General features: G+C 38.6%; 29 protein-coding genes and 2 other annotated features (1 of these 31 only partly in view). All 29 genes read right to left on the bottom strand.

Translation table 11 applies throughout. The features are described 5' to 3' along the window. Nucleotides 1-2: 2 nt before the first annotated feature. Complete coding sequence (gene rpsC / locus BK577_RS12260; RefSeq protein WP_078433104.1) at nucleotides 3-659, bottom strand: 30S ribosomal protein S3; 657 nt, start codon at nucleotides 657-659, stop codon at nucleotides 3-5. 3 nt (nucleotides 660-662) lie between these two features. Beyond that, a complete protein-coding gene (rplV, locus tag BK577_RS12255) occupies nucleotides 663-1007 on the bottom strand; it encodes a 50S ribosomal protein L22 (protein ID WP_072581456.1) in 345 nt (114 codons plus the stop codon). A 17-nt stretch (nucleotides 1008-1024) separates the two neighbouring features. After that, nucleotides 1025-1303, bottom strand: a complete 279-nt coding sequence (gene rpsS, locus BK577_RS12250; RefSeq protein WP_026561224.1) for a 30S ribosomal protein S19 — start codon at nucleotides 1301-1303, stop codon at nucleotides 1025-1027. Nucleotides 1304-1360: 57 nt separating this feature from the next. Then, nucleotides 1361-2191, bottom strand: coding sequence for a 50S ribosomal protein L2 (gene rplB, locus BK577_RS12245; RefSeq protein WP_026561223.1), 831 nt, complete (start codon nucleotides 2189-2191; stop codon nucleotides 1361-1363). A 27-nt stretch (nucleotides 2192-2218) separates the two neighbouring features. Then, complete coding sequence (gene rplW, locus BK577_RS12240) at nucleotides 2219-2506, bottom strand: 50S ribosomal protein L23 (protein ID WP_026561222.1); 288 nt, start codon at nucleotides 2504-2506, stop codon at nucleotides 2219-2221. Next, nucleotides 2506-3129, bottom strand: coding sequence for a 50S ribosomal protein L4 (rplD, locus tag BK577_RS12235; RefSeq protein WP_078433103.1), 624 nt, complete (start codon nucleotides 3127-3129; stop codon nucleotides 2506-2508). The genes rplW and rplD overlap by 1 nt, the downstream gene beginning before the upstream one ends. A gap of 27 nt (nucleotides 3130-3156) precedes the next feature. Continuing rightward, a complete protein-coding gene (gene rplC / locus BK577_RS12230; RefSeq protein ID WP_078433102.1) occupies nucleotides 3157-3786 on the bottom strand; it encodes a 50S ribosomal protein L3 in 630 nt (209 codons plus the stop codon). Between the two features lie 42 nt (nucleotides 3787-3828). Then, nucleotides 3829-4137: a 30S ribosomal protein S10 gene (gene rpsJ / locus BK577_RS12225; protein ID WP_026561219.1), complete on the bottom strand. Its 309-nt coding sequence runs from the start codon at nucleotides 4135-4137 to the stop codon at nucleotides 3829-3831. Between the two features lie 519 nt (nucleotides 4138-4656). Then, nucleotides 4657-5847 (bottom strand): elongation factor Tu, encoded by a 1191-nt coding sequence (gene tuf / locus BK577_RS12220; protein ID WP_026561218.1) that lies wholly within the window; start codon nucleotides 5845-5847, stop codon nucleotides 4657-4659. A gap of 117 nt (nucleotides 5848-5964) precedes the next feature. Beyond that, entirely contained in the window at nucleotides 5965-8043 is a 2079-nt protein-coding gene (fusA, locus tag BK577_RS12215) for an elongation factor G (protein WP_078433101.1), read from the bottom strand. A gap of 52 nt (nucleotides 8044-8095) precedes the next feature. Then, complete coding sequence (rpsG, locus tag BK577_RS12210; protein ID WP_026561216.1) at nucleotides 8096-8566, bottom strand: 30S ribosomal protein S7; 471 nt, start codon at nucleotides 8564-8566, stop codon at nucleotides 8096-8098. Between the two features lie 43 nt (nucleotides 8567-8609). Beyond that, a complete protein-coding gene (rpsL, locus tag BK577_RS12205) occupies nucleotides 8610-9032 on the bottom strand; it encodes a 30S ribosomal protein S12 (RefSeq protein WP_026561215.1) in 423 nt (140 codons plus the stop codon). A gap of 101 nt (nucleotides 9033-9133) precedes the next feature. Continuing rightward, nucleotides 9134-9382 (bottom strand): 50S ribosomal protein L7ae-like protein, encoded by a 249-nt coding sequence (locus BK577_RS12200; RefSeq protein ID WP_078433100.1) that lies wholly within the window; start codon nucleotides 9380-9382, stop codon nucleotides 9134-9136. Between the two features lie 183 nt (nucleotides 9383-9565). Next, on the bottom strand, nucleotides 9566-13165 hold the full coding sequence (gene rpoC / locus BK577_RS12195; protein WP_078433099.1) for a DNA-directed RNA polymerase subunit beta': 3600 nt from the start codon (nucleotides 13163-13165) through the stop codon (nucleotides 9566-9568). Nucleotides 13166-13340: 175 nt separating this feature from the next. Continuing rightward, entirely contained in the window at nucleotides 13341-16919 is a 3579-nt protein-coding gene (gene rpoB, locus BK577_RS12190) for a DNA-directed RNA polymerase subunit beta (RefSeq protein ID WP_078433098.1), read from the bottom strand. Between the two features lie 355 nt (nucleotides 16920-17274). Further along, nucleotides 17275-17877 carry a class I SAM-dependent methyltransferase gene (locus BK577_RS12185; protein ID WP_078433097.1) on the bottom strand — a complete coding sequence of 201 codons (603 nt, stop codon included), beginning with the start codon at nucleotides 17875-17877 and terminating at the stop codon, nucleotides 17275-17277. A 119-nt stretch (nucleotides 17878-17996) separates the two neighbouring features. Then, the gene (gene rplL, locus BK577_RS12180; RefSeq protein WP_078433096.1) at nucleotides 17997-18356 is read right to left on the bottom strand and encodes a 50S ribosomal protein L7/L12; all 360 of its coding nucleotides are present in this window, start codon (nucleotides 18354-18356) and stop codon (nucleotides 17997-17999) included. 66 nt (nucleotides 18357-18422) lie between these two features. After that, nucleotides 18423-18923: a 50S ribosomal protein L10 gene (gene rplJ, locus BK577_RS12175; RefSeq protein WP_078433095.1), complete on the bottom strand. Its 501-nt coding sequence runs from the start codon at nucleotides 18921-18923 to the stop codon at nucleotides 18423-18425. A 45-nt stretch (nucleotides 18924-18968) separates the two neighbouring features. Continuing rightward, nucleotides 18969-19108: a sequence feature (ribosomal protein L10 leader region), on the bottom strand. A gap of 48 nt (nucleotides 19109-19156) precedes the next feature. After that, entirely contained in the window at nucleotides 19157-19855 is a 699-nt protein-coding gene (gene rplA, locus BK577_RS12170) for a 50S ribosomal protein L1 (protein WP_026561208.1), read from the bottom strand. Between the two features lie 111 nt (nucleotides 19856-19966). Beyond that, nucleotides 19967-20392 carry a 50S ribosomal protein L11 gene (gene rplK, locus BK577_RS12165; RefSeq protein ID WP_026561207.1) on the bottom strand — a complete coding sequence of 142 codons (426 nt, stop codon included), beginning with the start codon at nucleotides 20390-20392 and terminating at the stop codon, nucleotides 19967-19969. 230 nt (nucleotides 20393-20622) lie between these two features. After that, complete coding sequence (gene nusG, locus BK577_RS12160) at nucleotides 20623-21156, bottom strand: transcription termination/antitermination protein NusG (RefSeq protein ID WP_026561206.1); 534 nt, start codon at nucleotides 21154-21156, stop codon at nucleotides 20623-20625. 196 nt (nucleotides 21157-21352) lie between these two features. Further along, nucleotides 21353-21535, bottom strand: coding sequence for a preprotein translocase subunit SecE (gene secE / locus BK577_RS12155; RefSeq protein ID WP_026561205.1), 183 nt, complete (start codon nucleotides 21533-21535; stop codon nucleotides 21353-21355). Nucleotides 21536-21588: 53 nt separating this feature from the next. Further along, nucleotides 21589-21738 carry a 50S ribosomal protein L33 gene (rpmG, locus tag BK577_RS12150; RefSeq protein WP_078433093.1) on the bottom strand — a complete coding sequence of 50 codons (150 nt, stop codon included), beginning with the start codon at nucleotides 21736-21738 and terminating at the stop codon, nucleotides 21589-21591. A 90-nt stretch (nucleotides 21739-21828) separates the two neighbouring features. Next, nucleotides 21829-22485: an RNA polymerase sporulation sigma factor SigH gene (gene sigH, locus BK577_RS12145; RefSeq protein ID WP_026561204.1), complete on the bottom strand. Its 657-nt coding sequence runs from the start codon at nucleotides 22483-22485 to the stop codon at nucleotides 21829-21831. A 194-nt stretch (nucleotides 22486-22679) separates the two neighbouring features. After that, nucleotides 22680-23189 (bottom strand): NYN domain-containing protein, encoded by a 510-nt coding sequence (locus BK577_RS12140; protein ID WP_078433092.1) that lies wholly within the window; start codon nucleotides 23187-23189, stop codon nucleotides 22680-22682. Nucleotides 23190-23195: 6 nt separating this feature from the next. Then, entirely contained in the window at nucleotides 23196-23939 is a 744-nt protein-coding gene (gene rlmB, locus BK577_RS12135; RefSeq protein WP_078433091.1) for a 23S rRNA (guanosine(2251)-2'-O)-methyltransferase RlmB, read from the bottom strand. Further along, nucleotides 23936-24361 carry a Mini-ribonuclease 3 gene (locus BK577_RS12130; RefSeq protein WP_078433090.1) on the bottom strand — a complete coding sequence of 142 codons (426 nt, stop codon included), beginning with the start codon at nucleotides 24359-24361 and terminating at the stop codon, nucleotides 23936-23938. The genes rlmB and BK577_RS12130 overlap by 4 nt, the downstream gene beginning before the upstream one ends. A gap of 116 nt (nucleotides 24362-24477) precedes the next feature. After that, nucleotides 24478-25875 carry a cysteine--tRNA ligase gene (gene cysS, locus BK577_RS12125; RefSeq protein ID WP_078433089.1) on the bottom strand — a complete coding sequence of 466 codons (1398 nt, stop codon included), beginning with the start codon at nucleotides 25873-25875 and terminating at the stop codon, nucleotides 24478-24480. Beyond that, nucleotides 25826-26512, bottom strand: a complete 687-nt coding sequence (gene cysE, locus BK577_RS12120) for a serine O-acetyltransferase (protein WP_169908268.1) — start codon at nucleotides 26510-26512, stop codon at nucleotides 25826-25828. Before cysE ends, cysS begins: the two co-directional genes overlap by 50 nt. Before the next feature lie 83 nt (nucleotides 26513-26595). Beyond that, nucleotides 26596-26643, bottom strand: a binding site (T-box leader); it runs 192 nt beyond the window's last position.

Below are 26643 nucleotides of genomic sequence, written 5' to 3'. Positions count from 1 at the left end.
AATTAATTTCCTCCTTCCTCTTTTTTCTTCTTAGTAGGAAGAACCTCTCCACGATAGATCCAAACTTTTACGCCTAATTTACCGTAAGTTGTATCAGCTTCAGCTGTTCCATAATCGATATCAGCACGAAGTGTGTGTAGTGGAACTGTTCCTTCGCTATAATGCTCAGCACGTGCAATATCTGCTCCGCCTAGACGACCAGAAACTTGAGTTTTGATACCTTGTGCACCAGCACGCATAGCACGTTGAATTGTTTGTTTTTGAGCACGACGGAAAGAAATACGGTTTTCCAATTGACGTGCAATATTTTCAGCAACTAATTTAGCATCTAAATCAGCTTTTTTGATTTCTAAAATGTTGATGTGAACTCGTTTACCAGTTAATTGGTTAAGAGCTTTACGTAGAGCTTCAACTTCCGTACCACCTTTACCGATTACCATTCCAGGTTTAGCAGTGTGGATTGTAATATTTACACGGTTAGCCGCACGCTCGATTTCGATTTTAGAAACAGATGCATCACTAAGACGTTTAGTAACATATTCACGAATTTTGATATCTTCATGTAAAAGAGTTGAGTAGTCTTTTCCAGCGAACCATTTTGACTCCCAATCACGAATAACTCCAATACGAAGACCGACTGGATTTACCTTTTGACCCACGGATTATCCCTCCTTCTTTTCTGTTAAGATGATTGTGATGTGGCTTGTGCGCTTGTTAATAGCACTTGCACGACCCATAGCGCGTGGACGGAAACGTTTAAGAGTTGGACCTTCGTTTGCATAAGCTTCAGATACAACTAAGCTATTAATGTCCATTTCATAGTTATGCTCAGCGTTTGCCACTGCTGATTTTAATACTTTCTCTATGATTGGAGAAGCAGCCTTTGGTGTGTGATTTAAAATCGCCACTGCTTCACCTACTTGCTTACCTCGAATAAGATCTAGAACTAAACGAGCTTTACGAGGAGCAATACGAACTGTTCTTGCGACAGCTTTAGATTGTTGCATTTAAATGCCTCCTCTCATTAACGTCTTGTTTTTTTGTCATCACTAGCATGACCTTTGTAAGTACGAGTAGGTGCGAATTCACCTAGTTTATGACCTACCATGTCTTCAGTTACATATACAGGAACATGTTTACGTCCATCATAAACAGCGATAGTGTGACCAATGAATTGTGGGAAAATTGTAGAACGACGAGACCAAGTTTTAATAACTTGCTTTTTCTCAGTTTCATTTAACTTTTCAACTTTGTTCATTAAATGATCATCAACGAATGGTCCTTTTTTTAAGCTACGGCCCATGATTGTACCTCCCTTCGCGATCGTGCTACGGTTCGAATGAACCGTAGTTCAATCACGTTATTTTTTACGACGACGCACGATAAACTTATCTGATTTGTTTTTCTTCTTACGAGTTTTAGCTCCAAGAGTTGGTTTACCCCATGGAGACATTGGTGATTTACGTCCGATAGGAGCGCGTCCTTCACCACCACCGTGTGGGTGATCGTTAGGGTTCATTACAGATCCACGAACAGTTGGGCGTTTACCTAACCAACGAGAACGACCTGCTTTACCAATGTTGATAAGTTCATGTTGCTCGTTACCAACTTGACCTACAGTTGCGCGGCAAGTAGCAAGAATCATACGAACTTCACCAGAGTTTAAACGTACAAGTACATATTTACCTTCTTTACCTAATACTTGAGCAGATGTACCTGCTGAACGAACTAATTGTCCGCCTTTACCAGGTTTTAATTCGATGTTGTGTACTACAGTACCTACTGGGATGTTTTGTAATGGAAGTGCATTCCCTACTTTAATATCCGCTTCAGGACCAGACATAACTTCTAAACCTACTTGAAGGTTTTTAGGTGCAAGGATGTATCTTTTTTCACCATCAACATAGTTGATAAGTGCGATGTTTGCAGAACGATTTGGATCGTATTCGATTGTAGCAACGCGTCCTGGTATACCATCTTTGTCGCGTTTAAAATCGATCACACGATATTGGCGCTTGTGTCCGCCCCCTTGGTGACGAACTGTTAATTTACCTTGGTTATTACGTCCACCTTTTCTGTGAAGTGGAGCAAGTAACGACTTTTCCGGTTGGTCTGTCGTAATTTCAGCAAAATCAGATACTGTCATACCACGACGACCGTTTGAGGTTGGTTTATATTTTTTAATCGCCATATCGATATCCCTCCTTTTCTATTAAAATTATACTTCGAATAATTCGATTTCTTTGCTATCAGTTGTAAGCTTAATGATCGCTTTACGACGACGGTTAGTTAAGCCGCTGTAACGACCAACGCGTTTGAATTTACCTTTATAATTCATGATGTTTACTTTTTCAACTTTTACACCAAAGATTGATTCGATCGCATCTTTAACTTCAGTTTTATTAGCCTTAACATCAACTTCAAACGTGTATTTTTTCTCTGACATTAAATCAGTTGAACGTTCAGTGATTACGGGGCGCTTAATAATATCACGAGGATCTTTCATTATGCAAGCACCTCCTCTACTTTTTGCACCGCTGCTTTCGTCATAATCAATTTATCATGGTTTAGTACATCAAGTACGTTAACACCATTTGCAGTAACTACAGTTACTCCAGGGATATTACGTGCTGATAATGCAACATTTTCGTTGTTGTCAGCTGTAACGATTAACGCTTTTTTCTCAACAGAAAGACCTTTTAATACTGATGCCATTTCTTTTGTTTTAGGAGCGTTAAGAGCTAAGTCTTCTAATACAACGATACTGTTGTCAACTACTTTAGATGATAAAGCTGATTTGATAGCTAAACGGCGTACTTTTTTAGGTAATTTATATGCATATGAACGTGGAGTTGGTCCGAATACGATACCACCGCCGCGCCATTGTGGAGAACGGATAGATCCTTGACGAGCACGACCAGTACCCTTTTGGCGCCAAGGTTTACGACCTCCGCCTGCTACTTCAGAACGATTTTTTACTTTGTGAGTTCCTTGACGTAAGGAAGCTCTTTGCATGATAACCGCTTCAAATAATACATGCTGATTAGGTTCAATACCAAAGACAGAATCATTTAGTTCGATTTCTCCAACATTTGATCCAGTTTGGTTTAATAATGCTACTTTCGGCATTACCCAATTCCTCCTTTCCTAGTGAAATTATTTAGATTTAACTGCGCTTTTCACAGTGATTAGGGCTTTTTTAGGTCCTGGAACGTTACCTTTGATTAATAGTAGGTTGCGTTCTGCATCTACTTTAACAATCTCTAAGTTTTGAACTGTAATGCGTTCTCCACCCATACGGCCAGGTAATAATTTGTTTTTAAATACACGGTTAGGTGCTACAGGCCCCATAGAACCTGGGCGACGATGGTAACGAGAACCGTGGGACATAGGTCCACGAGATTGTCCGTGGCGTTTAATAGAACCTTGGAAACCTTTCCCTTTAGAAATTCCTGTTACATCTACAGTTTCACCTGCTGTGAAAATATCAACTTTGACTTCTTGACCAACTTCGATTTGCTCTAAGCTTGCTTCACGAAGTTCTTTAACGAAGCGCTTAGGTGCAGTATTAGCTTTCGCAACGTGGCCTTTTTCTGGTTTGTTCGATAACTTTTCACGTTTGTCTTCAAAACCTAATTGAACTGCGTTATACCCATCAGTTTCAACAGTTTTCTTTTGAAGAACAACGTTTGGAGCAGCTTCGATAACAGTTACCGGAATTAGATCACCGTTTTCTGCAAATACTTGCGTCATACCAATTTTTCTTCCTAAGATTCCTTTGGTCATGAGTCACACCTCCTAATAGTCTTTTCTTATTTATTTTAAGAATTATAATTTGATTTCAATGTCAACACCAGACGGTAAGTCTAGACGCATTAAAGCATCAACAGTTTGTGGTGTTGGGCTGATGATATCAATTAAACGCTTATGCGTACGCATTTCGAATTGCTCACGAGAATCTTTGTATTTATGAACCGCACGTAGGATCGTGTACACTGATCTTTCAGTTGGTAGTGGAATCGGACCAGATACATTTGCACCAGAACGTTTTGCAGTTTCAACAATTTTCTCTGCAGATTGATCAAGAATTCTATGATCATATGCTTTTAAACGAATACGAATCTTTTGTTTTGCCATTATTTTCCCTCCTTTTCGCCTACTTTTAAAATAGACATTTTCTCCGCAAGAATTTTCCCTACACACGCCATGGCAAAGCGGCCGTGTGTATCGGCAACCTCCTGCTTCATCGCAGTCAAAGACCAACATTGTCTATTATACATAAAACCTATAATAGATGCAAGAATAAATTTTAAAATATCTATTACTCTTACGCACTTTTCATATTATACATAGATTATTTACGAATATCAAGAACATCAATAATGGTTTAATCTGTAACTTTTTCCTTTAGATATAAATGAGCCTGATCAATTTAATGTTAACTATTTATTTCTTCAATTTTTGTATTTATTAAGGTAGATTATTTTAATAGTAGAAAAAGGATCTATCGGCTAAACAATTCATATTCATATTCATATGATTTTAATTTATATATAAGATTTATTTGTGCAGCTGCAAATTAAACTTATATATAGAAGAAAAAACAAAACAAAAAAGACGAGCAAGATCGCTCGTCTATTTCTTTACTTTATCAAATTATTCTTGGATAGTTGCAACAACGCCTGCGCCTACAGTACGTCCACCTTCACGGATTGAGAATTTAGTACCTTCTTCAATCGCGATTGGAGCGATAAGTTCAACAGTCATTTCAACGTTATCTCCAGGCATAACCATTTCTACGCCTTCAGGAAGTTGGCAGATACCAGTTACATCAGTTGTACGGAAGTAGAACTGAGGACGGTAGTTAGTGAAGAATGGAGTGTGACGTCCACCTTCTTCTTTTGATAAAACGTAAACTTCAGCTTTGAATTTTGTGTGTGGAGTGATTGTACCTGGTTTAGCAAGTACTTGTCCACGTTGGATGTCATCACGTGCAACACCACGAAGTAATGCACCAATGTTATCGCCAGCTTCAGCATAATCAAGAAGTTTACGGAACATTTCAACACCTGTTACAGTAGTTGATTTTGGCTCTTCAGTTAAACCGATGATGTCGATTACGTCACCAACTTTAACTTGTCCACGCTCAACACGACCTGTAGCAACAGTTCCACGACCAGTGATTGAGAAAACATCCTCAACTGGCATCATGAATGGTTTGTCAGTGTCACGAGTTGGAGTTGGGATATACTCATCAACAGCGTTCATAAGCTCAACGATTTTTTCTTCCCACTCAGCTTCTCCTTCAAGAGCTTTAAGAGCAGAACCTTTAACTACTGGTACGTCATCGCCAGGGAAATCGTACTCAGAAAGTAAGTCACGAACTTCCATTTCAACTAATTCTAATAATTCTTCGTCATCAACCATGTCACATTTGTTTAAGAATACAACAAGGTAAGGTACACCTACTTGACGAGATAAAAGAATGTGCTCACGAGTTTGTGGCATTGGGCCATCAGCAGCAGATACTACTAAGATACCGCCATCCATTTGTGCTGCACCAGTGATCATGTTTTTAACATAGTCAGCATGTCCTGGGCAGTCAACGTGTGCATAGTGACGAGTTTCAGTTTCATACTCAACGTGTGCAGTTGAGATTGTGATTCCACGCTCACGCTCTTCTGGAGCAGCGTCGATCATATCATAAGCCATAGCAGCACCTTTACCACTACGTTTAGCTAGTACAGTTGTGATTGCAGCTGTTAAAGTTGTTTTACCATGGTCAACGTGTCCGATAGTACCGATATTAGCATGCGTTTTGGAACGGTCGAATTTTTCTTTAGCCATTCTAAAAATCCTCCTTAGAGATTGTATTTTTTAGGATAATATATGTAACAGAAAGCGAGATTCTCACTTTCTGTTCTCACATAAGTAGTTATACTTCATAAAAGGGGTAAAAATCAATTACTCACCTTTATTTTTTTTGATAATTTCTTCTGAAACTGATTTTGGTACTTCTTCATAGTGATCAAAGTGCATAGTGAAAACACCACGACCTTGAGTACTTGAACGTAATGCTGTAGCATAACCAAACATTTCAGAAAGTGGAATCATTGCACGTACAACTTGTGCATTCCCACGAGCTTCCATACCTTCAACACGTCCACGACGAGCTGTAACTTGGCCCATGATATCACCCATGTATTCTTCAGGCACTACTACTTCAACTTTCATAACAGGCTCTAGAATTACAGGGCTACATTTTGATATAGCGTTTTTAAGTGCTAATGAAGCAGCAACTTTAAACGCCATTTCACTTGAGTCAACATCATGGTAAGAACCATCAACTAATGCAGCTTTAACATCAACTAATGGATATCCAGCTAATACACCGTTTTGCATTGCATCTTCAAGACCAGCTTGAACAGCAGGTACGTACTCACGTGGCACTACCCCACCAACGATTTTGTTTTCGAACTCAAAACCTTTACCTTCTTCGTTCGGTTCAAATTCGATCCACACGTGTCCAAATTGTCCACGACCACCAGATTGACGAGCGAATTTACCTTCAACTCTTGCACCTTGGCGGAATGTTTCACGATATGCAACCTGCGGAGCACCAACGTTTGCTTCTACTTTGAATTCACGTTTCATACGATCTACTAGAATATCTAAGTGAAGCTCACCCATACCTGCAATAATTGTTTGACCAGTTTCTGGATCAGTATGAGCTCTGAATGTTGGATCTTCCTCTTGAAGTTTTTGTAAAGCAGTTGTCATTTTATCTTGGTCTGCTTTAGATTTTGGCTCAACAGATAGTTGAATAACTGGTTCTGGGAATTCCATCGACTCAAGGATAACAAGGTTTTTGTCATCGCATAGAGTATCACCAGTTGTTGTATCTTTCAAACCTACAGCAGCTGCGATGTCTCCAGAATAAACTTGAGAGATTTCCTCACGGCTGTTTGCATGCATTTGAAGGATACGACCTACACGCTCACGCTTACCTTTAGTAGAGTTTTGGATGTATGATCCAGAACTTAATGTACCAGAGTAAACACGGAAGAATGTAAGTTTACCAACATAAGGGTCTGTCATTACTTTAAATGCTAATGCAGCAAATGGACCCTCATCGCTAGATTCACGTGTAACTTCTTCATCAGTATCAGGAAGAGTACCTTTAATCGCTGGTACATCTAACGGAGATGGAAGATAGTCAATTACAGCATCCAGCATTTTTTGAACACCTTTGTTTTTGAAAGCAGATCCACAGATAACTGGATAGAAATCAACGTTAACAGTACCTTTACGAATTGCTGCTTTTAGCTCTTCGTTAGTGATTTCTTCTCCACCAAGGTATCTTTCCATTAACTCTTCATCAAGTTCAGCTACTGCTTCTACTAAACTTTCGCGGTATTCATTTGCTTGGTCTTGGTATTCTTCAGGAATTTCTCCAACTTGGATATCAGTTCCTAAATCATTACCATAGAACGTAGCATTCATTTCAACTAAGTCAATGATACCTTCGAATTGGTCTTCCGCACCAATTGGTAATTGGATTGGGTGAGCATTCGCTTGAAGGCGTTCATGTATTGTTTTTACAGAATATAGGAAGTCCGCACCGATTTTGTCCATTTTATTAACGAACACAACACGTGGTACTCCATAAGTTGTAGCTTGACGCCAAACTGTTTCTGTTTGAGGCTCAACACCTGATTGAGCATCAAGTACTGCTACAGCACCATCAAGTACACGCAGGGAACGTTCAACCTCTACTGTGAAGTCTACGTGTCCTGGAGTATCGATGATGTTTACACGGTGGCCTTTCCACTGTGCAGTTGTTGCAGCAGATGTGATCGTGATTCCACGTTCTTGTTCTTGCTCCATCCAGTCCATCTGGGATGCACCTTCATGAGTTTCACCAATTTTATGAATACGACCAGTGTAATAAAGTACACGCTCAGTTGTTGTTGTTTTACCAGCATCAATGTGAGCCATGATCCCAATATTACGTGTATTTGCTAAGGAGAACTCTCTTGCCATTGGGTAATTTCTCCTTCCTTATAGGAAATTTAGTGTATTTAGAGTGTATTGATTACCAACGATAGTGAGCAAATGCTTTGTTTGCTTCAGCCATTTTGTGAGTATCTTCACGTTTCTTAACTGCTGCACCTGTGTTGTTAGCAGCATCAAGAATTTCGTTAGCTAAACGCTCTTCCATCGTTTTTTCTCCGCGAAGACGAGCGTAGTTTACTAACCAGCGTAAACCTAAAGTAGTACGACGGTCTGGACGTACCTCTACAGGTACTTGGTAGTTAGCACCACCTACACGACGTGCTTTAACTTCAAGAACAGGCATGATGTTTTTAAGTGCTTGTTCAAACACTTCCATTGCATCGTTACCTGAACGTTCTTTAATTAGATCGAAAGCATTGTAAAGTACAGATTGTGCTTTACCTCTTTTTCCGTCGATCATAATTCTGTTTACTAAACGTGTAACAAGCTTTGAATTGTAAAGTGGATCTGGTAATACGTCTCTTTTTGTTACAGGACCTTTACGTGGCATGTTATGTCCTCCTTTCATTTTTGGTTTTTATTTTAATTGATTATTATTTTTTAGCTGCTTTTGGACGTTTTGTACCGTATTTAGAACGGCCTTGCATACGACCATCAACACCAGCAGTATCTAACGCACCACGAACGATGTGATAACGTACCCCCGGTAAATCTTTTACACGTCCACCACGGATAAGAACAACACTGTGCTCTTGTAGGTTGTGGCCAATACCAGGAATGTATGCTGTAACTTCAATTCCGTTTGTTAAACGAACACGAGCATATTTACGAAGCGCTGAGTTTGGTTTCTTCGGCGTCATCGTACCTACACGAGTACATACACCACGTTTTTGAGGTGAAGATACATTTGTTTGCTCTTTTTTGAAGCTGTTGTAACCTTTGTTTAATGCAGGTGATTTTGATTTCTCAATTTTGCTTACGCGACCTTTACGCACTAATTGATTAATAGTAGGCATTTTAGTTTTCCTCCCTTCATCATTAATACCACACATCCAGGTGGTTCATATTTAGGCAAAAACAAAGTTTCTGCAATATTAACCTTGCAAAAACAACTTTTTCACCGGATTATAGCTACAGCTGCAGCTCCAACTTCTATTCCACAAGCTTTCCCAAGCTTTTTCATAGATTCAACTTTAATTAAGGGCACTTGCTTTTGTTCTGCTGTTTGAACGACTTTTTGTACAACCCGATCATCAGCATCCTCAGCAATGACTATTTCCTTAACATCATTGTTTAAGAGAGCTTTAACTGATTGCTTAGTACCAACAATGATTTCATTTGCCTGTGATACTTTATCATAAGACATAATCAAATATCCTCCAAAGCAACAGGTTTAAGATTGAGCACCTTGAATATAGTAACATTGAACATGATAGATGTCAACACGCATTAAAAAAACTTTATTACCTTTTTCTACATGTTCTATCTAATTAGTTAATCACTCATTGAGGGAAATTCCCTCAATGAGCTACAGTAGAGATTTTATATCTTAATCAACAGATACGACTTCCTCAGTTTGTTCAACCTTTGCAATTGGCTCTGCTTGACGATATCTCGGCATACCAGTACCCGCAGGAACAAGTTTACCAATGATAACATTTTCTTTAAGACCGAGTAATTCATCGCGTTTTCCTTTAATTGCTGCATCTGTAAGAACACGAGTTGTTTCTTGGAATGATGCTGCAGATAAGAAGGAATCTGTTTCTAGAGATGCTTTTGTAATACCAAGTAATACAGGGCGTCCTGTTGCAGGGCGTTTACCATCTAACAGTACTTGTTTATTTGCATCAGTAAACTGATGAACATCCAATAAAGTACCTGGTAATACGTCTGTATCACCTGCATCCATAACACGGACTTTACGAAGCATTTGTCGTACCATTACCTCTACGTGTTTATCACCAATTTCTACCCCTTGCATACGGTATACTTTTTGAACTTCACGTAATAGATACTGTTGAACTGCTTGTAAATCCTTCACTTTTAATAGTTCTTTAGGATCAATGGAACCTTCTGTTAAGACTTGACCACTCTCGATTTTATCACCTTGAGTAACCTTAAGTCTTGCATTATACGGAGCTGTATAAGAACGGGATTCTACTTCACCCTGGATTACAATCTCTTGTTGTTTATCACGTACTTCATTGATTTCAGCTACAACACCACTAATTTCAGAAATAATCGCTTGACCTTTAGGGTTTCTAGCTTCAAATAACTCCTGAATACGAGGTAAACCTTGGGTGATATCATCTCCGGCAACCCCACCTGTATGGAATGTACGCATTGTTAACTGCGTACCAGGCTCACCAATAGATTGAGCAGCGATAATACCTACTGCTTCCCCAACTTCTACTTCACTACCAGTTGCAAGGTTTCTTCCGTAACATTTTTTACATACACCATGTCTGGTGTTACATGTAAATGCAGAACGGATCCAAACCTTATCAATGCCAGCGTTGATAATTTCAACTGCAATATCCTCAGTGATTAACTCATTTTCGTCTACAAGAACAGCACCTGTTTCAGGATGCTTTACAACCTTACGGCAATAACGTCCAATTAGACGTTCGTCTAACTTCTCGATAATTTCAGTACCTTCTCTAATTGCCTCAGCCAAGATACCACGATCTGTTCCGCAATCATCATCACGTATGATAACATCTTGCGCAACATCAACAAGTCGACGAGTTAAGTAACCTGAGTCAGCTGTTTTAAGGGCTGTATCTGCAAGACCTTTACGGGCACCGTGTGTTGAGATGAAGTACTCTAATACGGTTAATCCTTCACGGAAACTCGACTTAATTGGTAACTCAATAATTCGTCCAGCCGGGTTGGCCATAAGACCACGCATACCAGCTAGCTGAGTAAAGTTAGATGCGTTACCACGGGCACCTGAATCACTCATCATGAAGATTGGGTTTCGCTTATTAAGAGATGCCATCAGCTTGCCTTGGATATTATCTTTAGCCGCACTCCAAATGGAGATAACACGTTCATATCGTTCGTCTTCAGTAATTAAACCTCTTCGGAACTGTTTTAATACATTATCAACCTTTGTCTGTGCTTCACTAATGATTTCTTGTTTTTCTTTTAGAACTATGATATCAGATACACCAACGGTAATACCTGCTTTTGTAGAATATCTAAAACCGAGATTTTTCATGCGATCAAGCATTTTAGATGTCTCAGTAATATGGAATTTCTTAAAGATTTCAGCAATAATCTTACCGAGGATACCCTTTTTGAATGGAGATATTTCCTCAAGAGTTGAGACATGCTCTTTCACATTCACTGTAGGATCGATAAAATACTTTTCAGGAGTTTTTTCCTCGATATTTTGCTTAGTTGGCTCATTCATGTAAGGGAATGATTCAGGTAAGATTTCATTAAAAATCAACTTACCAACAGTTGTGACAAGAAGCATTTTATTTTGTTCTTCAGTAAACGCTTGTTTGTTTAATGAAGATGCCTGAACAGCAACACGTGTATGTAAATGTACATATCCGTTTTGATAAGCAAGCAATGCTTCATCTGTATCTTTAAAGATCATTCCTTCACCAATTGCACCCGCACGCTCTAGAGTTAAGTAATAGTTACCTAGTACCATATCCTGAGAAGGTGTAACTACCGGTTTTCCGTCCTTAGGATTAAGGATGTTTTGTGCAGCTAGCATCAGAATACGTGCTTCAGCTTGAGCTTCTGCAGAAAGCGGAACGTGAACTGCCATTTGGTCACCATCAAAGTCAGCATTATATGCTGTACATACAAGAGGGTGAAGACGAATTGCACGGCCTTCTACTAGTGTAGGCTCAAATGCTTGAATTCCTAATCTATGAAGAGTAGGGGCACGGTTAAGTAATACTGGATGTTCTTTAATAACTGATTCTAATACATCCCATACTTCCGGTTGTACTCTCTCGATTTTTCGTTTTGCACTCTTTATGTTATGAGCTAATCCTTTTTCTACTAGCTCTTTCATAACAAACGGCTTGAAAAGCTCAAGAGCCATCTCTTTTGGTAATCCGCATTGGTACATTTTTAGGTTAGGACCAACGACGATAACCGAACGTCCTGAATAGTCAACACGTTTTCCTAATAAGTTTTGACGGAAACGCCCTTGTTTTCCTTTAAGCATATGTGAAAGTGATTTTAACGGACGATTCCCCGGTCCTGTTACAGGACGGCCACGGCGACCATTATCAATCAACGCGTCTACTGCTTCCTGAAGCATACGTTTTTCATTTTGAACAATAATGCTAGGTGCGCCAAGATCTAATAATCGTTTCAAACGGTTATTTCGGTTAATAACACGTCTATATAGATCGTTTAGGTCGGATGTTGCAAAACGTCCGCCATCAAGCTGTACCATTGGACGTAGTTCAGGTGGGATAACAGGTAGCACATCAAGGATCATCCAAGATGGATCATTACCGGAGTTACGGAAAGCTTCAAGAACTTCCAATCGCTTAATTGCACGTGTTCTCCGTTGCCCTTGTGCTGTTTTTAGTTCTTCTTTTAATGAATCAACTTCCTTATCAAGGTCAATATCTGATAAAAGTTTTTTAATAGCCTCAGCACCCATTGCTGCTTGGAAAGTGTTACCGTACTTTTCACGGTAAGCTCTATATTCTTTTTCAGACAGAAGTTGTTTTTTCTCTAGTGGAGTATCCCCTGTGTCAGTTGTCACGTAAGAAGCAAAATAAATGACTTCCTCAAGCGCACGTGGAGACATATCTAATACTAATCCCATACGGCTAGGAATACCTTTAAAATACCAGATGTGAGATACAGGAGCAGCAAGCTCAATGTGTCCCATTCTTTCACGACGAACTTTTGCGCGAGTTACTTCTACACCACAGCGATCACAAACTACACCTTTGTAACGAACTCTTTTATATTTACCACAATGACATTCCCAGTCTTTTGTTGGTCCAAATATGCGTTCACAAAATAGACCATCCTTCTCTGGCTTCAATGTACGGTAATTGATTGTTTCTGGTTTCTTAACTTCACCAAAGGACCAAGAGCGAATCTTGTCAGGTGAAGCCAAGCCGATGCTCATATATTCAAAATTATTTACATCTATCAAGGGGCCTACCTCCCTTTTCGTCTTCAGGTTATACCCTAATTTAAGTGCTATTTATTGAATTTTTAAGATCTATCACAAACGGAAAATTGTATGTACCTAGAGGTGAAATTTTATGAACGGAGAGATGAATTCTCCCCGTCCGTTTATCACATCATGTTAGGCAACTTTCACAAAATTATTCTTTCGCTACAGTATCTTTTTCCAATTCTTCAACTTCCGGCTCAGGTTCTACTGTTTCATTAACGGAAAGACCTTCTGCTTGCTGTGTATCTTCATCATCATCAAGGTCTCTCATTTCAATTTCCTGCTCATCACTTGAGAGCATTTTAACATCCATACCTAAGCTTTGAAGTTCTTTAATTAATACTTTAAATGACTCAGGAACACCCGGTTCTGGTACATTCTCACCTTTTACGATCGCTTCATATGTTTTCACACGACCAACAACATCATCCGATTTCACAGTTAAGATCTCTTGTAAAGTATATGCAGCACCGTATGCTTCAAGTGCCCATACCTCCATCTCACCGAAACGCTGACCACCAAACTGTGCTTTACCACCTAATGGTTGTTGTGTAACTAATGAGTATGGTCCAGTTGAACGGGCATGTAACTTGTCATCAACCATGTGTGCAAGTTTGATCATGTACATGATCCCTACAGATACACGGTTATCGAATGGTTCACCTGTACGTCCATCATAAAGAACTGTTTTTGCATCTCGTGCCATCCCAGCTTCTTCTAATGTTGACCATACATCTTCCTCACGAGCACCATCAAATACTGGTGATGCAACATGGATGCCTAATCTACGAGCAGCCATACCTAAATGCAACTCTAATACCTGACCGATATTCATACGAGAAGGTACCCCTAATGGATTTAACATGATATCCACTGGTGTTCCGTCTGGTAAATACGGCATATCTTCTTCAGGAAGAATACGTGAGATAACCCCTTTGTTACCATGTCGTCCCGCCATCTTATCTCCTTCAGAGATCTTACGCTTTTGGACAATATATACACGGACTAATTGATTAACACCTGGTGGTAATTCATCACCATCTTCACGGTTAAATACTTTAACATCTAAGATGATTCCCTCTCCACCATGTGGTACACGTAATGAAGTATCACGTACTTCACGAGCTTTTTCTCCGAAGATTGCATGTAAAAGTCTTTCTTCTGCTGTTAGTTCAGTTACACCTTTAGGAGTAACTTTCCCTACTAGTAGATCTCCGTCTTTTACTTCTGCACCGATCCGAATAATTCCACGCTCATCTAAGTTTCTTAGAGCATCTTCCCCCACGTTCGGGATATCACGTGTAATTTCTTCAGGTCCTAGTTTTGTATCACGAGACTCAGACTCATATTCTTCAATGTGTATAGAAGTATATACATCATCTTTCACAAGTCTTTCACTCATGATGATAGCATCCTCATAGTTATAACCATCCCATGTCATGAAGGCAACCATTACGTTTCTTCCTAATGCAAGTTCACCTTTTTCCATAGACGGTCCATCCGCAAGGATTTCACCTTTTACAACTTCATCACCTTCACTAACGATCGGGCGTTGGTTGTAACAAGTACCTTGGTTCGAACGGATAAATTTCAACATGCTATATTTATCTAAATTACCTTTTACCTTTTGACCATCTACTTCTTCATAACGACGAACCCATACATTTTTTGCTTCCACACGCTCTACAATACCAGGATATTTACAGATAACAGCTGCTCCTGAATCTTTACCAGAAACATATTCCATACCTGTTCCAACGATTGGAGCTTCAGGATTCATTAATGGTACAGCTTGACGTTGCATGTTCGCACCCATTAATGCACGGTTTGAGTCATCATTTTCTAAGAATGGAATACAAGCTGTTGCAGCAGAAACGACCTGCTTAGGAGAAACATCCATGTAGTCGATACGATCTTTATAAACAACCGTATTCTCCCCACGGAAACGCGCAACGATATCATCATCGATAAATGATCCATCTTCAGCTAATCTTGCGTTTGCTTGGGCAACAACATAGTTATCTTCTTCATCAGCTGTTAAGTAATCGATTCTTGATGTTACTTTTCCTGTTTCAGGGTCAACTCTACGGTACGGAGTTTCAATGAAACCGAAACGATTAACTTTTGCATATGAAGAAAGTGAGTTGATTAATCCGATGTTCGGACCCTCAGGTGTCTCAATTGGACACATACGACCATAGTGAGAGTAGTGAACGTCACGAACTTCGAAACCTGCACGTTCACGAGTTAAACCACCCGGTCCAAGTGCTGATAAACGACGTTTATGAGTTAACTCAGCTAAAGGATTTGTTTGATCCATGAACTGAGATAATTGAGAGCTACCAAAGAATTCCTTAATAGACGCAATAACCGGGCGAATATTAATTAATTGTTGTGGCGTGATTGTGTTCGTATCCTGAATAGACATTCTCTCACGAACTACACGTTCCATTCTTGATAAACCAATTCTGAATTGGTTTTGTAATAACTCACCAACAGAACGTAATCGGCGATTTCCTAGATGGTCGATATCATCTGTATCACCTACACCATGTAATAGGTTAAAGAAGTAGCTGATAGAAGCTAAAATATCAGCAACAGTAATGTTTTTAACTGCCTCTTCTACATAAGCATTACCTAATACATTAATGACCTTTTCACCATCCGGGTCATTTGGCGCATAAATCTTGATAGATTGAATCGTTACTTCTTCTTCAACAACGCCGCCTGATGGCTGTTCTTTTTTAAACCCTACACCACTCTCCAGGTTTGGAAGAATACGATCAAGCGTTCTTCTGTCAATCATTGCGCCTTTTTCTGCAATAATCTCACCTGTTTCAGGGTCTACAAGCGTTTCAGCTAATCTTTGGTTGAAAAGACGATTCTTAATGTGAAGCTTTTTATTAATTTTATAGCGACCAACATTCGCTAGATCATAGCGCTTTGGATCAAAAAATCTCGAATCTAATAAACTCTTGGCATTATCCACAGTTGGTGGCTCACCAGGGCGAAGACGCTCATAGATTTCAAGCAGAGCCTTCTCTGTACTTTCCGTATTATCCTTATCAAGAGTATTACGTAAGTACTCATTTTCACCTAGTAAATCGGTGATTTCTTGATCAGAGCCAAACCCAAGAGCACGTAACAAGACAGTCACTGGTAATTTACGAGTACGATCAATACGTACATAAACAACATCTTTCGCATCTGTTTCGTATTCTAACCATGCTCCACGGTTTGGGATAACAGTCGCAGTAAAGCCTTTTTTACCATTTTTATCTACTTTACCACTGTAATAAACACTTGGTGAACGGACCAATTGAGACACGATAACGCGCTCTGCTCCATTAATCACAAATGTACCTGTTTCTGTCATGAGAGGAAAATCTCCCATAAAGACATCCTGATCTTTTACTTCACCAGTTTCCTTGTTAATCAAACGCACCTTCACACGTAATGGCGCTGAGTAGGTAACATCGCGTTCTTTTGATTCCTCTACAGGATACTTAGGATCTCCCAAGCTATAATCAATAAACTCTAGCGAGAGGTTACCAGTGAAATCCTCAATAGGAGAAATATCCTGGAACATTTCTCTCAAGCCCTCATCAAGAAACCACTGATAGGAAGAGGTTTGAATCTCAATAAGATTTGGTAATTCTAACACTTCACTAATGCGTGCATAACTTCTGCGTTGGCGGTGTCGTCCATACTGAACTAGTTGACCTGTCAACTCATTCACCCCTCAAATCAAGCGTAATAGGTTTTGCGTCGTACCATTATGTATACCTTTTTTTTAGACAGACGAATAAGAGAACTCACATAAGATCATTCTCTTTAAACATAATATCTTAATATACTACCAATAAAATATCTGAAATAAAAACATAGGAAATTCTAGTACAGACGCAAGGAAAAAACAAAAAATAAAAAGGGTTTCTAGTAAGAAAACCACAATTTAAACGTACTTTTGATTTTATAAGTATCTCCAAAAAGCTATCTTTTAAACATCTTTTTTCTCAAAAAATAGATAGTTATGGAAATTATATATTGGCATTTTATAATACTAACACAACAGAAATTTGGAGTCAACATTTTTTAGCTTTAATGATATAATAGCCTTTTTTCTTCTCAACAACATCAACTTCTGAAAACATCTCATTTAGTTTATCAATTGTAGAAGGCGCTCCCTGTTTCTTCTGGATTACAACCCAAAGCTCTCCACCATCAGATAAATGATCATAACTTCTTTCAAAAATCTGATGAACAACTTTTTTTCCGGCACGTATGGGCGGATTTGTCAAAATAGCTGCATATACTTGATCATCCTGTATGTTTTCAAATAGGTTACTTTGGAGGATTTTCACATTCTCAACCTTGTTTAATTTCGCATTATCTTTAGCTAATTCTACAGCACGATCATTAATATCTATCATATCTACATGTCTGTTAAAATATTTCGCAATCGAGAGACCAATCGGTCCATACCCGCATCCAACATCTAAAAAATCCCCTTCAATTTCAGGGAGGTCAAACGCTTCTATTAAAAGACGGGAACCAAAATCCACTTCATTTTTTGAAAACACCCCACGATCACTTTGAAATGTAAAGAGGTGACCTTTTAACAAAAACGACCAAGTCTTTCGTTCACTTTGTACAGTAGGCTTTTCTGAATAATAATGATCACTCATACAAGTTCCTCCTCTTTCAGAAGTATAGGATTTACATAATAACGTCATTTTATACAACTTTTTTTACGATATATAAAAAGCCCGCCTATGATGGCGAGCTTTCTATATATTTATATTAATTACTTAACTTCTACAGAAGCTCCAACTTCTTCAAGTTTAGCTTTTAATTCTTCAGCTTCTTCTTTAGAAACGCCTTCTTTAAGAGCTTTTGGAGCGTTGTCTACTAATTCTTTAGCTTCTTTTAAGCCTAAGCCAGTAGCTTCACGTACAACTTTGATAACTTTGATTTTTTGTCCGCCAGCACTTGCAAGTACTACGTCAAATTCAGTTTGTTCTGCAGCAGCTTCGCCACCAGCAGCAGCAACAGCTACAGGAGCTGCAGCAGTTACACCAAACTCTTCTTCGATTGCTTTAACTAAGTCGTTTAATTCTAAAACAGTCATATTTTTAACTGCTTCAATGATTTGTTCTTGAGTCATTATAATTTCCTCCTTGATTTTTCAATTAATAGTTTTTATTGTCATGCACATGCAACTTCGTTCAGATTAAGCACCTTGTTCTTCTTTTTGATCTGCAACTGCTTTAGTAGCAAGAGCAAAGTTACGAATAGGAGCTTGAAGAACGCTAAGCAACATAGAAAGTAAGCCTTCGCGTGATGGAAGTTCAGCAAGAGCTTTCACTTCTTCAACAGATGCGACATTACCTTCGATAACACCAGCTTTAATTTCAAGAGCTTCGTGCTTTTTAGCAAAATCGTTAATGATTTTTGCTGGAGCAACAACGTCGTCATTACTGAAAGCAATAGCATTAGGTCCAGTTAACACATCGTTAAGACCAGTAATCTCAGCTTGCTCAACAGCACGGCGAGTCATTGTGTTTTTGTAAACTTTGAAGTCAATTCCCGCTTCACGTAATTGCTTACGTAATTCAGTTACTTCACTAACAGTTAGTCCACGGTAATCTACAACGATTGTAGACTTACTATCACGGAACTTAGTAGAAATCTCATCTACGATCTGTTTCTTTTGTTCGATAATTGCGCTCATTGTTACACCTCCTGTAGATTCATGTAACACTAGTACCGTTCGGTGTTGGTCATTGAAAAACCTCCACGATAGACATGGAGGTTTTGTATATACAATAAGCAAAACATGCTTTATTCGTAAATACACCTCGGTAGGATATTTAAGCTAATTGCACCTACTGTCTACGGTATAGCGATATTCGTTTAAACAACATTGATAATTATATATAAACTTCTTTATGAAGTCAATAGTTATTATTTTACAGCGAAGCTTGAAGAATCTACTTTCACACCAGGTCCCATAGTAGAAGTAGCATTTACGCTCTTCATGTAAGTACCTTTAGCTGCAGATGGCTTAGCTTTTAGTAAAGTTTCATAAACTGTTGTGAAGTTCTCAACAAGTTTGCTATCTTCAAATGAAACTTTTCCGATAGGTACGTGGATGATACCAGCTTTATCAAGACGGTATTCAACTTTACCAGCTTTGATTTCATTAACAGCTTTTGTTACATCAAATGTAACTGTACCAGTTTTAGGGTTTGGCATTAAACCTTTTGGTCCTAATACACGACCTAATTTACCAACTTCACCCATCATGTCAGGTGTAGCTACGATTACGTCAAATTCAAACCAACCTTGTTGGATTTTGTTGATGTAATCTGCATCTCCTACATAATCAGCACCAGCCGCTTCAGCTTCTTTCGCTTTTTCACCTTTAGCAAAAACTAACACACGTTGAGTTTTACCAGTACCATTTGGAAGTACTACTGCTCCACGGATTTGTTGGTCTGCTTTCTTAGGGTCTACTCCTAAACGGAAAGCAACTTCTACAGTCGCATCAAATTTTGCCACACTAGTCTTTTTCACTAGTTCAACTGCTTCTTGTACCGGGTAAAATTTAGCACGGTCTACAAGTTTAGCAGCTTCTAAAAACTTCTTACCTTTTTTAGCCATTTTTATTTCCTCCTTAGTGGTTTTAGCGGAATAACCTCCCACGAATAAAGGTTGCGAACTTGTTTTTAAGCAAACTCGCAACCCCCTAAAACATACCAGACTAAATCATTATTAGTCTTCGATAACGATACCCATACTACGTGCAGTACCTTCAACCATACGCATTGCTGATTCAACGCTTGCTGCGTTTAAATCAGGCATTTTTGTTTCAGCGATTTCACGTACTTTGTCACGTTTAACAGTCGCTACTTTATTACGGTTTGGCTCACCAGAACCAGACTCAATTCCAGCTGCTTTCTTAAGTAATACAGCAGCAGGTGGAGTTTTCGTAATAAATGTAAATGAACGGTCCTCGAATACCGTGATTTCAACTGGAATGATTAAACCAGCTTGATCAGCTGTACGAGCGTTAAACTCTTTACAGAATCCCATGATATTAACACCAGCTTGACCTAATGCAGGACCAACTGGTGGTGCTGGATTAGCTTTCGCTGCAGGAATTTGCAATTTTACAATTTTAATTACTTTTTTAGCCACGAGACACACCTCCTTAAGTCCGTGATGTGGTAAATGGGTTAAAACCCTCCCACTCATCTAACCATTCAATCTCAATTAAATGGTAAAATTAGGGCAACTCACATTGAGTTTACCTACCCTTATACATACAGAAATGATTATTTCTGATCAAAATTATATCCCAAACCTTTGAGACATACTGACCTATGAAATATTACCACTTTTCGTAAATGATTTCAAGTTTTTTCAGATTATAATTTATCAACCTGCGCAAAATCTAATTCTACCGGTGTTTCACGGCCAAACATATTAACAAGAACTTTTAGTTTATTCTTGTCATGGTCAATTTCTTCAATTGATCCTGTAAAGTTAGCAAACGGCCCTTCTGTTACTTTAACTGTTTCCTTTAACTCAAAATCAAATTCCACTCGACGCTCATCCATACCCATGCGTTTTAAAATAAAACTTACTTCATCAGGTAATAGTGGTGTTGGTTTTGAACCATGACCGGCAGAACCAACAAATCCTGTTACACCCGGTGTGTTTCTAACGACATACCAGGAGTCGTCAGTCATAACAATTTCAACTAACACATAACCAGGGAATACTTTTTTCTTTACAACTTTTTTCTTACCGTCCTTAAAATCTGTTTCTTCCTCTTCAGGCACAACAACACGGAAAATTTTATCTTCCATACCCATCGATTCTACACGCTTTTCAAGATTTGCTTTCACTTTATTTTCATAGCCTGAATAAGTGTGCACTACATACCAATTCTTTTCCATAGCATCAGGACAACTTGTCCTTCCCTCCCCACAATAGGTTAAAATAATCTATTTCACTCTTGTTTAGTCCAAAAGCGCTAGCGCCTTGGTCAAAGTTAAACAAATGTTATTACTTTTTTATACAATGAAAAAACCCGTTTAACGGGTTTTGCAGACAAAGATTAATATTTTCTATTATAGCACGATTTTCCATTTGTTATTCAAAAAACAAACGAATTAAAGAAGAAATACCTAGGTCAATAACCGCAAAGAACACTGCAACAAACGTCACAGTTGAAACAACCGTAATTGTATACTTTGTTAGCTCTTTACCTTTAGGCCAACTAACCTTTTTCATTTCACGAGTAACATCTCGGAAAAAACTAATTAAACGTTGCATTGAGCTACCTCCAGGAATAATAGGGAAACTTCGTGTAAGAAATAAAATAAGGGCTATTTTGTTTCACGGTGGTTTGTATGCGAATTACATACTTTGCAAAACTTTTTGACGTCTAATCGGTCGTTTGAACTAGTTGTGTTTTTCATTGTAGTATAATTTCGACTTCCACAAGATGTGCATGCCATAATGATCTTTTTTCGCATGTCGTCACCTACCGCAACTTTATATTCTTTAAAACTGTATCATAGTAAATTTTTTTCGTCAATAAACGATAAAATCGACCTATCTACTCGTTATAAACTAATCTCTCTTAATTCTAAATAGCGCTCCAGCTTTCTTTTTACTCGTTGCAGCGCATTATCAATTGATTTCACATGACGATTCAATTCTTCAGAAATTTCATGATATGATCTGCCATCCAAGTAAAGAGCCAAAACTTTGCGCTCGAGATCACTTAATAATTCTCCCATTTTCACCTCAATGTCATCAAACTCTTCTTGGTTAATAATGAGTTCTTCAGGATCCATTACCTTAGCACCGGTAATAACATCCATAAGTGTCCGATCGGATTCTTCATCATATATAGGCTTGTCCAATGATACATAGGAATTTAGTGGAATGTGTTTTTGGCGAGTTGCCGTTTTGATTGCGGTAATAATTTGCCTTGTAATGCATAACTCGGCAAATGCTTTAAATGAAGTAAGCTTGTCCTCCTTGAAGTCCCGGATTGCTTTGTATAAACCAATCATCCCTTCCTGGATAATATCCTCACGATCCGCGCCAATAAGAAAATATGATCTTGCCTTCGCCCGAACAAAGTTACGGTACTTTGTAATCAAGAAGTCGAGTGCCTCACTGTCCCCATCGTGAACAAGTTCAACCAATTTTTCATCTTCCAATAAATCTAATTCTTCCCTGCTGACATTATCTTTGTTGATTGGTGAATTCAAGCCGATCCCCCCGACCGCACGCAAGATAACAATAGTATACAGTATTCATTTTGTAAGCGTCAACCAAGTTCGAAAGTACAAGCATCTCATGAAGCTGACACAACAGACTGACTTGCAACATCATATACTGATATAGACTTATACATCTTGCGTTTAGCGTGTCCAAAAAATAAAGTTTATCATTTTATTTTCTCCTATACATCACCCCTACGCCACTTCTCCAGTTTTTCCATTACATCTTCCGGAATGGCGATTTTTGATGCAGGCCGCTTTTGCTCAATTTTCTTCACTTTATGTTGAATTCTATTTTCAATTGAATTCATTTCATTTAAAAGTTCCCTGGCAGATTTCCTCAATGCTCCCTGTCCGAATATCGCCCATTGTTCAGTGAAATCCGAAGTTGCCACATGAACCTGTGTTTTTATATTGCTTAATGAAATAGCGAGCTTTTCTATTCTTTCATCCGCGGTTTCATTTTCGCGCGTAAAAATTACCTCTACACGGTAATTTTTTTGTTTTTTCTCAATTCCTTTTACCATATGGGCATCAAAAACGATAATCACCCTAAAACCCGTATATGCCTGGTATTCAGCCATTTTTTCAATTAAAAGATCCCGTGCTTCTGCCAAACCATCTTTCTTAAGCTTTTGTAAGTATGGCCAAGCACCAATAATGTTATATCCATCCACTAAAAGGATATCCATTTTAGACTACTCCCCTAAAGGGAATCGCTTTCTGTATACCTCATACATTAAAAGACTGGCTGCAACAGATGCATTCAGTGAAGTAACATGGCCAACCATCGGCATTTTGATAAGAAAGTCGCATTTCTCCTTGATTAACCGGCCAATCCCTTTACCTTCACTCCCAATTATCAGAGCTAAGGACATCTTACCATCAAGGTTTCGATAATCATCTGCACCTTTCGCATCTGTCCCTACAATCCATAATCCCTTTTCCTTTAACTCATCGATCGTTCTTGCCATATTGGTTACTCTTGCTACAGGTATATGTTCGATTGCCCCTGTTGATGATTTCGCAACTGTTGCTGTGAGTCCGACTGCTCTACGCTTGGGAATGACAATCCCATGTGCACCAACAGCATCTGCTGTTCTCATAATAGACCCTAAGTTATGAGGATCTTCTATTTCATCTAAGAGCAATAGAAACGGTAATTCTCCCCGCTGTTCTGCTACATTCAATATATCATCAACATGAACATATTCATAAGCAGCAACTTGTGCAATAACACCCTGATGATTTCCTTCTACCATTTGATCAATTTTCTTTTTTGGAACAAAATTAATCGTGATTCCTCTTTCTTTCGCCAGCTTTGTAATTTGCTGCGCTTGTCCTTTTAATGAGTTTTCAGCCACCCAAATCTTATTAATATCCCGTGAGGATTTTAGCACTTCAATAACAGGGTTCCGACCTATAATGAAATCTTCACTCATGATAACCCCTCCTTTTCACCATCAACAAATTCAAAGGATTGCTGAATCAATTCCTCAAGACGTTCATGTTTTTTTTCTAAATATAAGTATCCGATAAGTGCTTCAAAAGAAGTACTGTATCGATATGTTTGAACATTAGTATTTTTAGGAATTGTCCCCGATTTTGCATTTCTTCCACGTCTTAAAACACCTTGTTCCTCTTCAGAGAAAATTTCCTGGGAATAGAAATGGTGCAAAACGCTTGCCTGTGCCTTTGCCGACACAAACCTTTTCGCTTGATTATGCAGCTGGTTTGGGCGAATCGTTCCTTTTGATAAGAGATAATGCCTCACATAAATTTCAAAAACAGCATCTCCAATATACGCCAAAGCCAAGCTATTTAAATGCTTAGAGTCTTTAATTGTCTTAACATCTAAAAACATGTTGGTCCTCTTTTCTTAAAATGGCAGAGTAAACAAAAGCGCAAGCGCCTTGATCAGAACGATCACTCTGCCACTTCCTTGCTAATATCTTTATTCCCTAATATTTCATCGTGTAATCAATTACGCTTCCATCTTGTTCCTTGAGGAGTGTCCTCTAATATGATGTTTAAATCTTTTAATTTATCACGTATTTCATCTGCTAATGCAAAATTACGATCTTTTCTGGCTTGAATGCGCTGTTCAATCATTAGTTCAATTTCTTCATCCAGCAAGTCAGTTGAACTAAATGTTACACCTAAAACATTTCCGAGCATGTCTAATTGATCAAGAAAAGCTTGGATAACTTCTTCTGATGTATTTAGTTCCTGCATGTAATAGTTAGCTTGTTTGGATAGATCGAATAAAACCGAAATCGCATTTGCTGTATTAAAATCATCATCCATTTCTTTAATAAATTGTTCTTTATAGGAGTTGATTTTATCAAGCCACTCTTGGTCATTCTCTGTTAGATTATTGCTGCTGTTTTTGCGATGTTTAAGATTACCATAAGATGTTGTTAATCTTCCAAAAGCATTTTCTGTGCTTTCAAGTAACTCTTGAGAAAAATTAATTGGGTGTCTGTAGTGTACAGATAGCATAAAGAATCGAACAATCTGTGGATCAATTTCCTTAATGATATCGTGGACTAATACAAAGTTACCCAGTGATTTAGACATCTTTTCGTTATTGATATTAATGTAGCCGTTATGCATCCAGTACTTTGAAAATAGTTTTCCCGTTACTGCTTCCGACTGAGCTATTTCGTTCTCATGGTGTGGAAATGTTAGATCCTGACCACCAGCATGAATGTCTATAGTATCTCCCAAATATTTCTTCGCCATAGCAGAGCACTCAATATGCCAACCAGGTCTTCCATGTCCCCAAGGACTTTCCCAGGAAATTTCTCCTTCTTTTGCAGCTTTCCATAGTACAAAATCCAATGCATCTTGTTTTTTATCGCCAACCTCAATTCGATTTCCAAGACGCAACTCCTCAATTGATTGATGAGAAAGCTTACCATACTCCTTGAATTCACGGGTTTTATAATAAACATCTCCACCCGCTTCATATGCATATCCTTTATCAATTAACGCTTGAATAAAGTCAATAATAATATCAATGTTTTCTGTCACACGTGGATGAATCGTAGCACGTTTGCATCCAAGGGCAGAAACATCTTCGTAATAAGCATCAATAAATCGGTCTGCTATTGTTGGCACATCTTCTCCAAGCTCATTTGCTGCTTTTATTAATTTATCATCAACATCTGTAAAGTTTGAAATAAACGTTACTTCATATCCCCGGTACTCTAAATATCTTCTAACGGTATCATATACAATCGCCGGTCTAGCGTTTCCTATATGAATATAGTTATAGACAGTCGGACCGCAAACATACATTTTCACTTTCCCTGCTTCAAGGGGCTCAAATGTTTCTTTTTGTCTCGTTAGCGTATTGTACAACTTTATTGTCATGTTCACTCGTTCCTTTCTTAAATTGTTGTACTTCATATCTCAAATTAGCCAATTCCGTTTCAAGTTCTTTAAATCGGTCTGCTACTGGATCTGGAAGATCACAATGGTTCAAATCCTGACCTACTCTTCTTCCATTCTGAATCACTACTTTTCCAGGTATACCTACAACAGTTGAATGATCGGGAACATCTTTTAGTACAACAGAACCTGCTCCTATTTTAGAGTATGCCCCGACAGTAATAGACCCTAACACTTTTGCTCCCGTTGCTATTAAGGCATGATCTTTAATGGTTGGATGCCGCTTTCCCTTTTCCTTGCCGGTCCCACCTAAGGTAACTCCCTGAAAAACAGTAACATTATCTCCTATTTCACATGTTTCACCGATAACAACTCCCATTCCATGGTCGATAAAGAAACGACGTCCAATTCTTGCTGCAGGATGAATTTCTACTCCTGTGAAAAATCTACTTATTTGAGAGACAGCTCTCGCTAAGAAGAAGAGCTTCCTTTTATACAATGCATGTGCAATACGATGACTCCAAATGGCATGTAGCCCTGAATAAGTTAAGATAACTTCAAAATAACTTCTTGCTGCAGGATCTTGCTCGAAAACAATATCAACGTCTTCCTTCATCATTTTTAACACTGATTTTACCCCCAATCCCCAACTTGTTTAACGGATTTACCTTTTTAAAATATAAAAAAGCGCCTCTGTACAATGACAGAGACGCTTTGATGCGCGGTTCCACTCTGTTTAGGTAAAAGACG

It is taken from the genome of Metabacillus halosaccharovorans (assembly GCF_002019635.1).
Lineage (GTDB): Bacteria > Bacillota > Bacilli > Bacillales > Bacillaceae > Metabacillus > Metabacillus halosaccharovorans.
This window is presented reverse-complemented; position numbering and strand designations above follow the sequence as displayed.

What these genes read in the sequence shown, in the direction of transcription:
- rplL (WP_078433096.1), bottom strand. Translation starts at nt 18,356, where the DNA reads ATGACTCAAGAACAAATCATTGAAGCAGTTAAAAATATGACTGTTTTA.
- BK577_RS12130 (WP_078433090.1), bottom strand. Translation starts at nt 24,361, where the DNA reads ATGTTTTTAGATGTTAAGACAATTAAAGACTCTAAGCATTTAAATAGC.
- rplV (WP_072581456.1), bottom strand. Translation starts at nt 1,007, where the DNA reads ATGCAACAATCTAAAGCTGTCGCAAGAACAGTTCGTATTGCTCCTCGT.
- rpsG (WP_026561216.1), bottom strand. Translation starts at nt 8,566, where the DNA reads ATGCCACGTAAAGGTCCTGTAACAAAAAGAGACGTATTACCAGATCCA.
- nusG (WP_026561206.1), bottom strand. Translation starts at nt 21,156, where the DNA reads ATGGAAAAGAATTGGTATGTAGTGCACACTTATTCAGGCTATGAAAAT.
- BK577_RS12140 (WP_078433092.1), bottom strand. Translation starts at nt 23,189, where the DNA reads ATGGATATCCTTTTAGTGGATGGATATAACATTATTGGTGCTTGGCCA.
- tuf (WP_026561218.1), bottom strand. Translation starts at nt 5,847, where the DNA reads ATGGCTAAAGAAAAATTCGACCGTTCCAAAACGCATGCTAATATCGGT.
- rpsL (WP_026561215.1), bottom strand. Translation starts at nt 9,032, where the DNA reads ATGCCTACTATTAATCAATTAGTGCGTAAAGGTCGCGTAAGCAAAATT.
- rlmB (WP_078433091.1), bottom strand. Translation starts at nt 23,939, where the DNA reads ATGAGTGAAGATTTCATTATAGGTCGGAACCCTGTTATTGAAGTGCTA.
- rpsS (WP_026561224.1), bottom strand. Translation starts at nt 1,303, where the DNA reads ATGGGCCGTAGCTTAAAAAAAGGACCATTCGTTGATGATCATTTAATG.
- fusA (WP_078433101.1), bottom strand. Translation starts at nt 8,043, where the DNA reads ATGGCAAGAGAGTTCTCCTTAGCAAATACACGTAATATTGGGATCATG.
- cysE (WP_169908268.1), bottom strand. Translation starts at nt 26,512, where the DNA reads ATGATGAAGGAAGACGTTGATATTGTTTTCGAGCAAGATCCTGCAGCA.
- rpmG (WP_078433093.1), bottom strand. Translation starts at nt 21,738, where the DNA reads ATGCGAAAAAAGATCATTATGGCATGCACATCTTGTGGAAGTCGAAAT.
- BK577_RS12185 (WP_078433097.1), bottom strand. Translation starts at nt 17,877, where the DNA reads ATGAGTGATCATTATTATTCAGAAAAGCCTACTGTACAAAGTGAACGA.
- rplA (WP_026561208.1), bottom strand. Translation starts at nt 19,855, where the DNA reads ATGGCTAAAAAAGGTAAGAAGTTTTTAGAAGCTGCTAAACTTGTAGAC.
- rplW (WP_026561222.1), bottom strand. Translation starts at nt 2,506, where the DNA reads ATGAAAGATCCTCGTGATATTATTAAGCGCCCCGTAATCACTGAACGT.
- secE (WP_026561205.1), bottom strand. Translation starts at nt 21,535, where the DNA reads ATGCAACGTTTAATTAGTTTTTTCCGAGATGTTACTCGTGAAATGAAA.
- cysS (WP_078433089.1), bottom strand. Translation starts at nt 25,875, where the DNA reads ATGACAATAAAGTTGTACAATACGCTAACGAGACAAAAAGAAACATTT.
- rplB (WP_026561223.1), bottom strand. Translation starts at nt 2,191, where the DNA reads ATGGCGATTAAAAAATATAAACCAACCTCAAACGGTCGTCGTGGTATG.
- rpsJ (WP_026561219.1), bottom strand. Translation starts at nt 4,137, where the DNA reads ATGGCAAAACAAAAGATTCGTATTCGTTTAAAAGCATATGATCATAGA.
- BK577_RS12200 (WP_078433100.1), bottom strand. Translation starts at nt 9,382, where the DNA reads ATGTCTTATGATAAAGTATCACAGGCAAATGAAATCATTGTTGGTACT.
- rplD (WP_078433103.1), bottom strand. Translation starts at nt 3,129, where the DNA reads ATGCCGAAAGTAGCATTATTAAACCAAACTGGATCAAATGTTGGAGAA.
- rplC (WP_078433102.1), bottom strand. Translation starts at nt 3,786, where the DNA reads ATGACCAAAGGAATCTTAGGAAGAAAAATTGGTATGACGCAAGTATTT.
- rplJ (WP_078433095.1), bottom strand. Translation starts at nt 18,923, where the DNA reads ATGAGCGCAATTATCGAACAAAAGAAACAGATCGTAGATGAGATTTCT.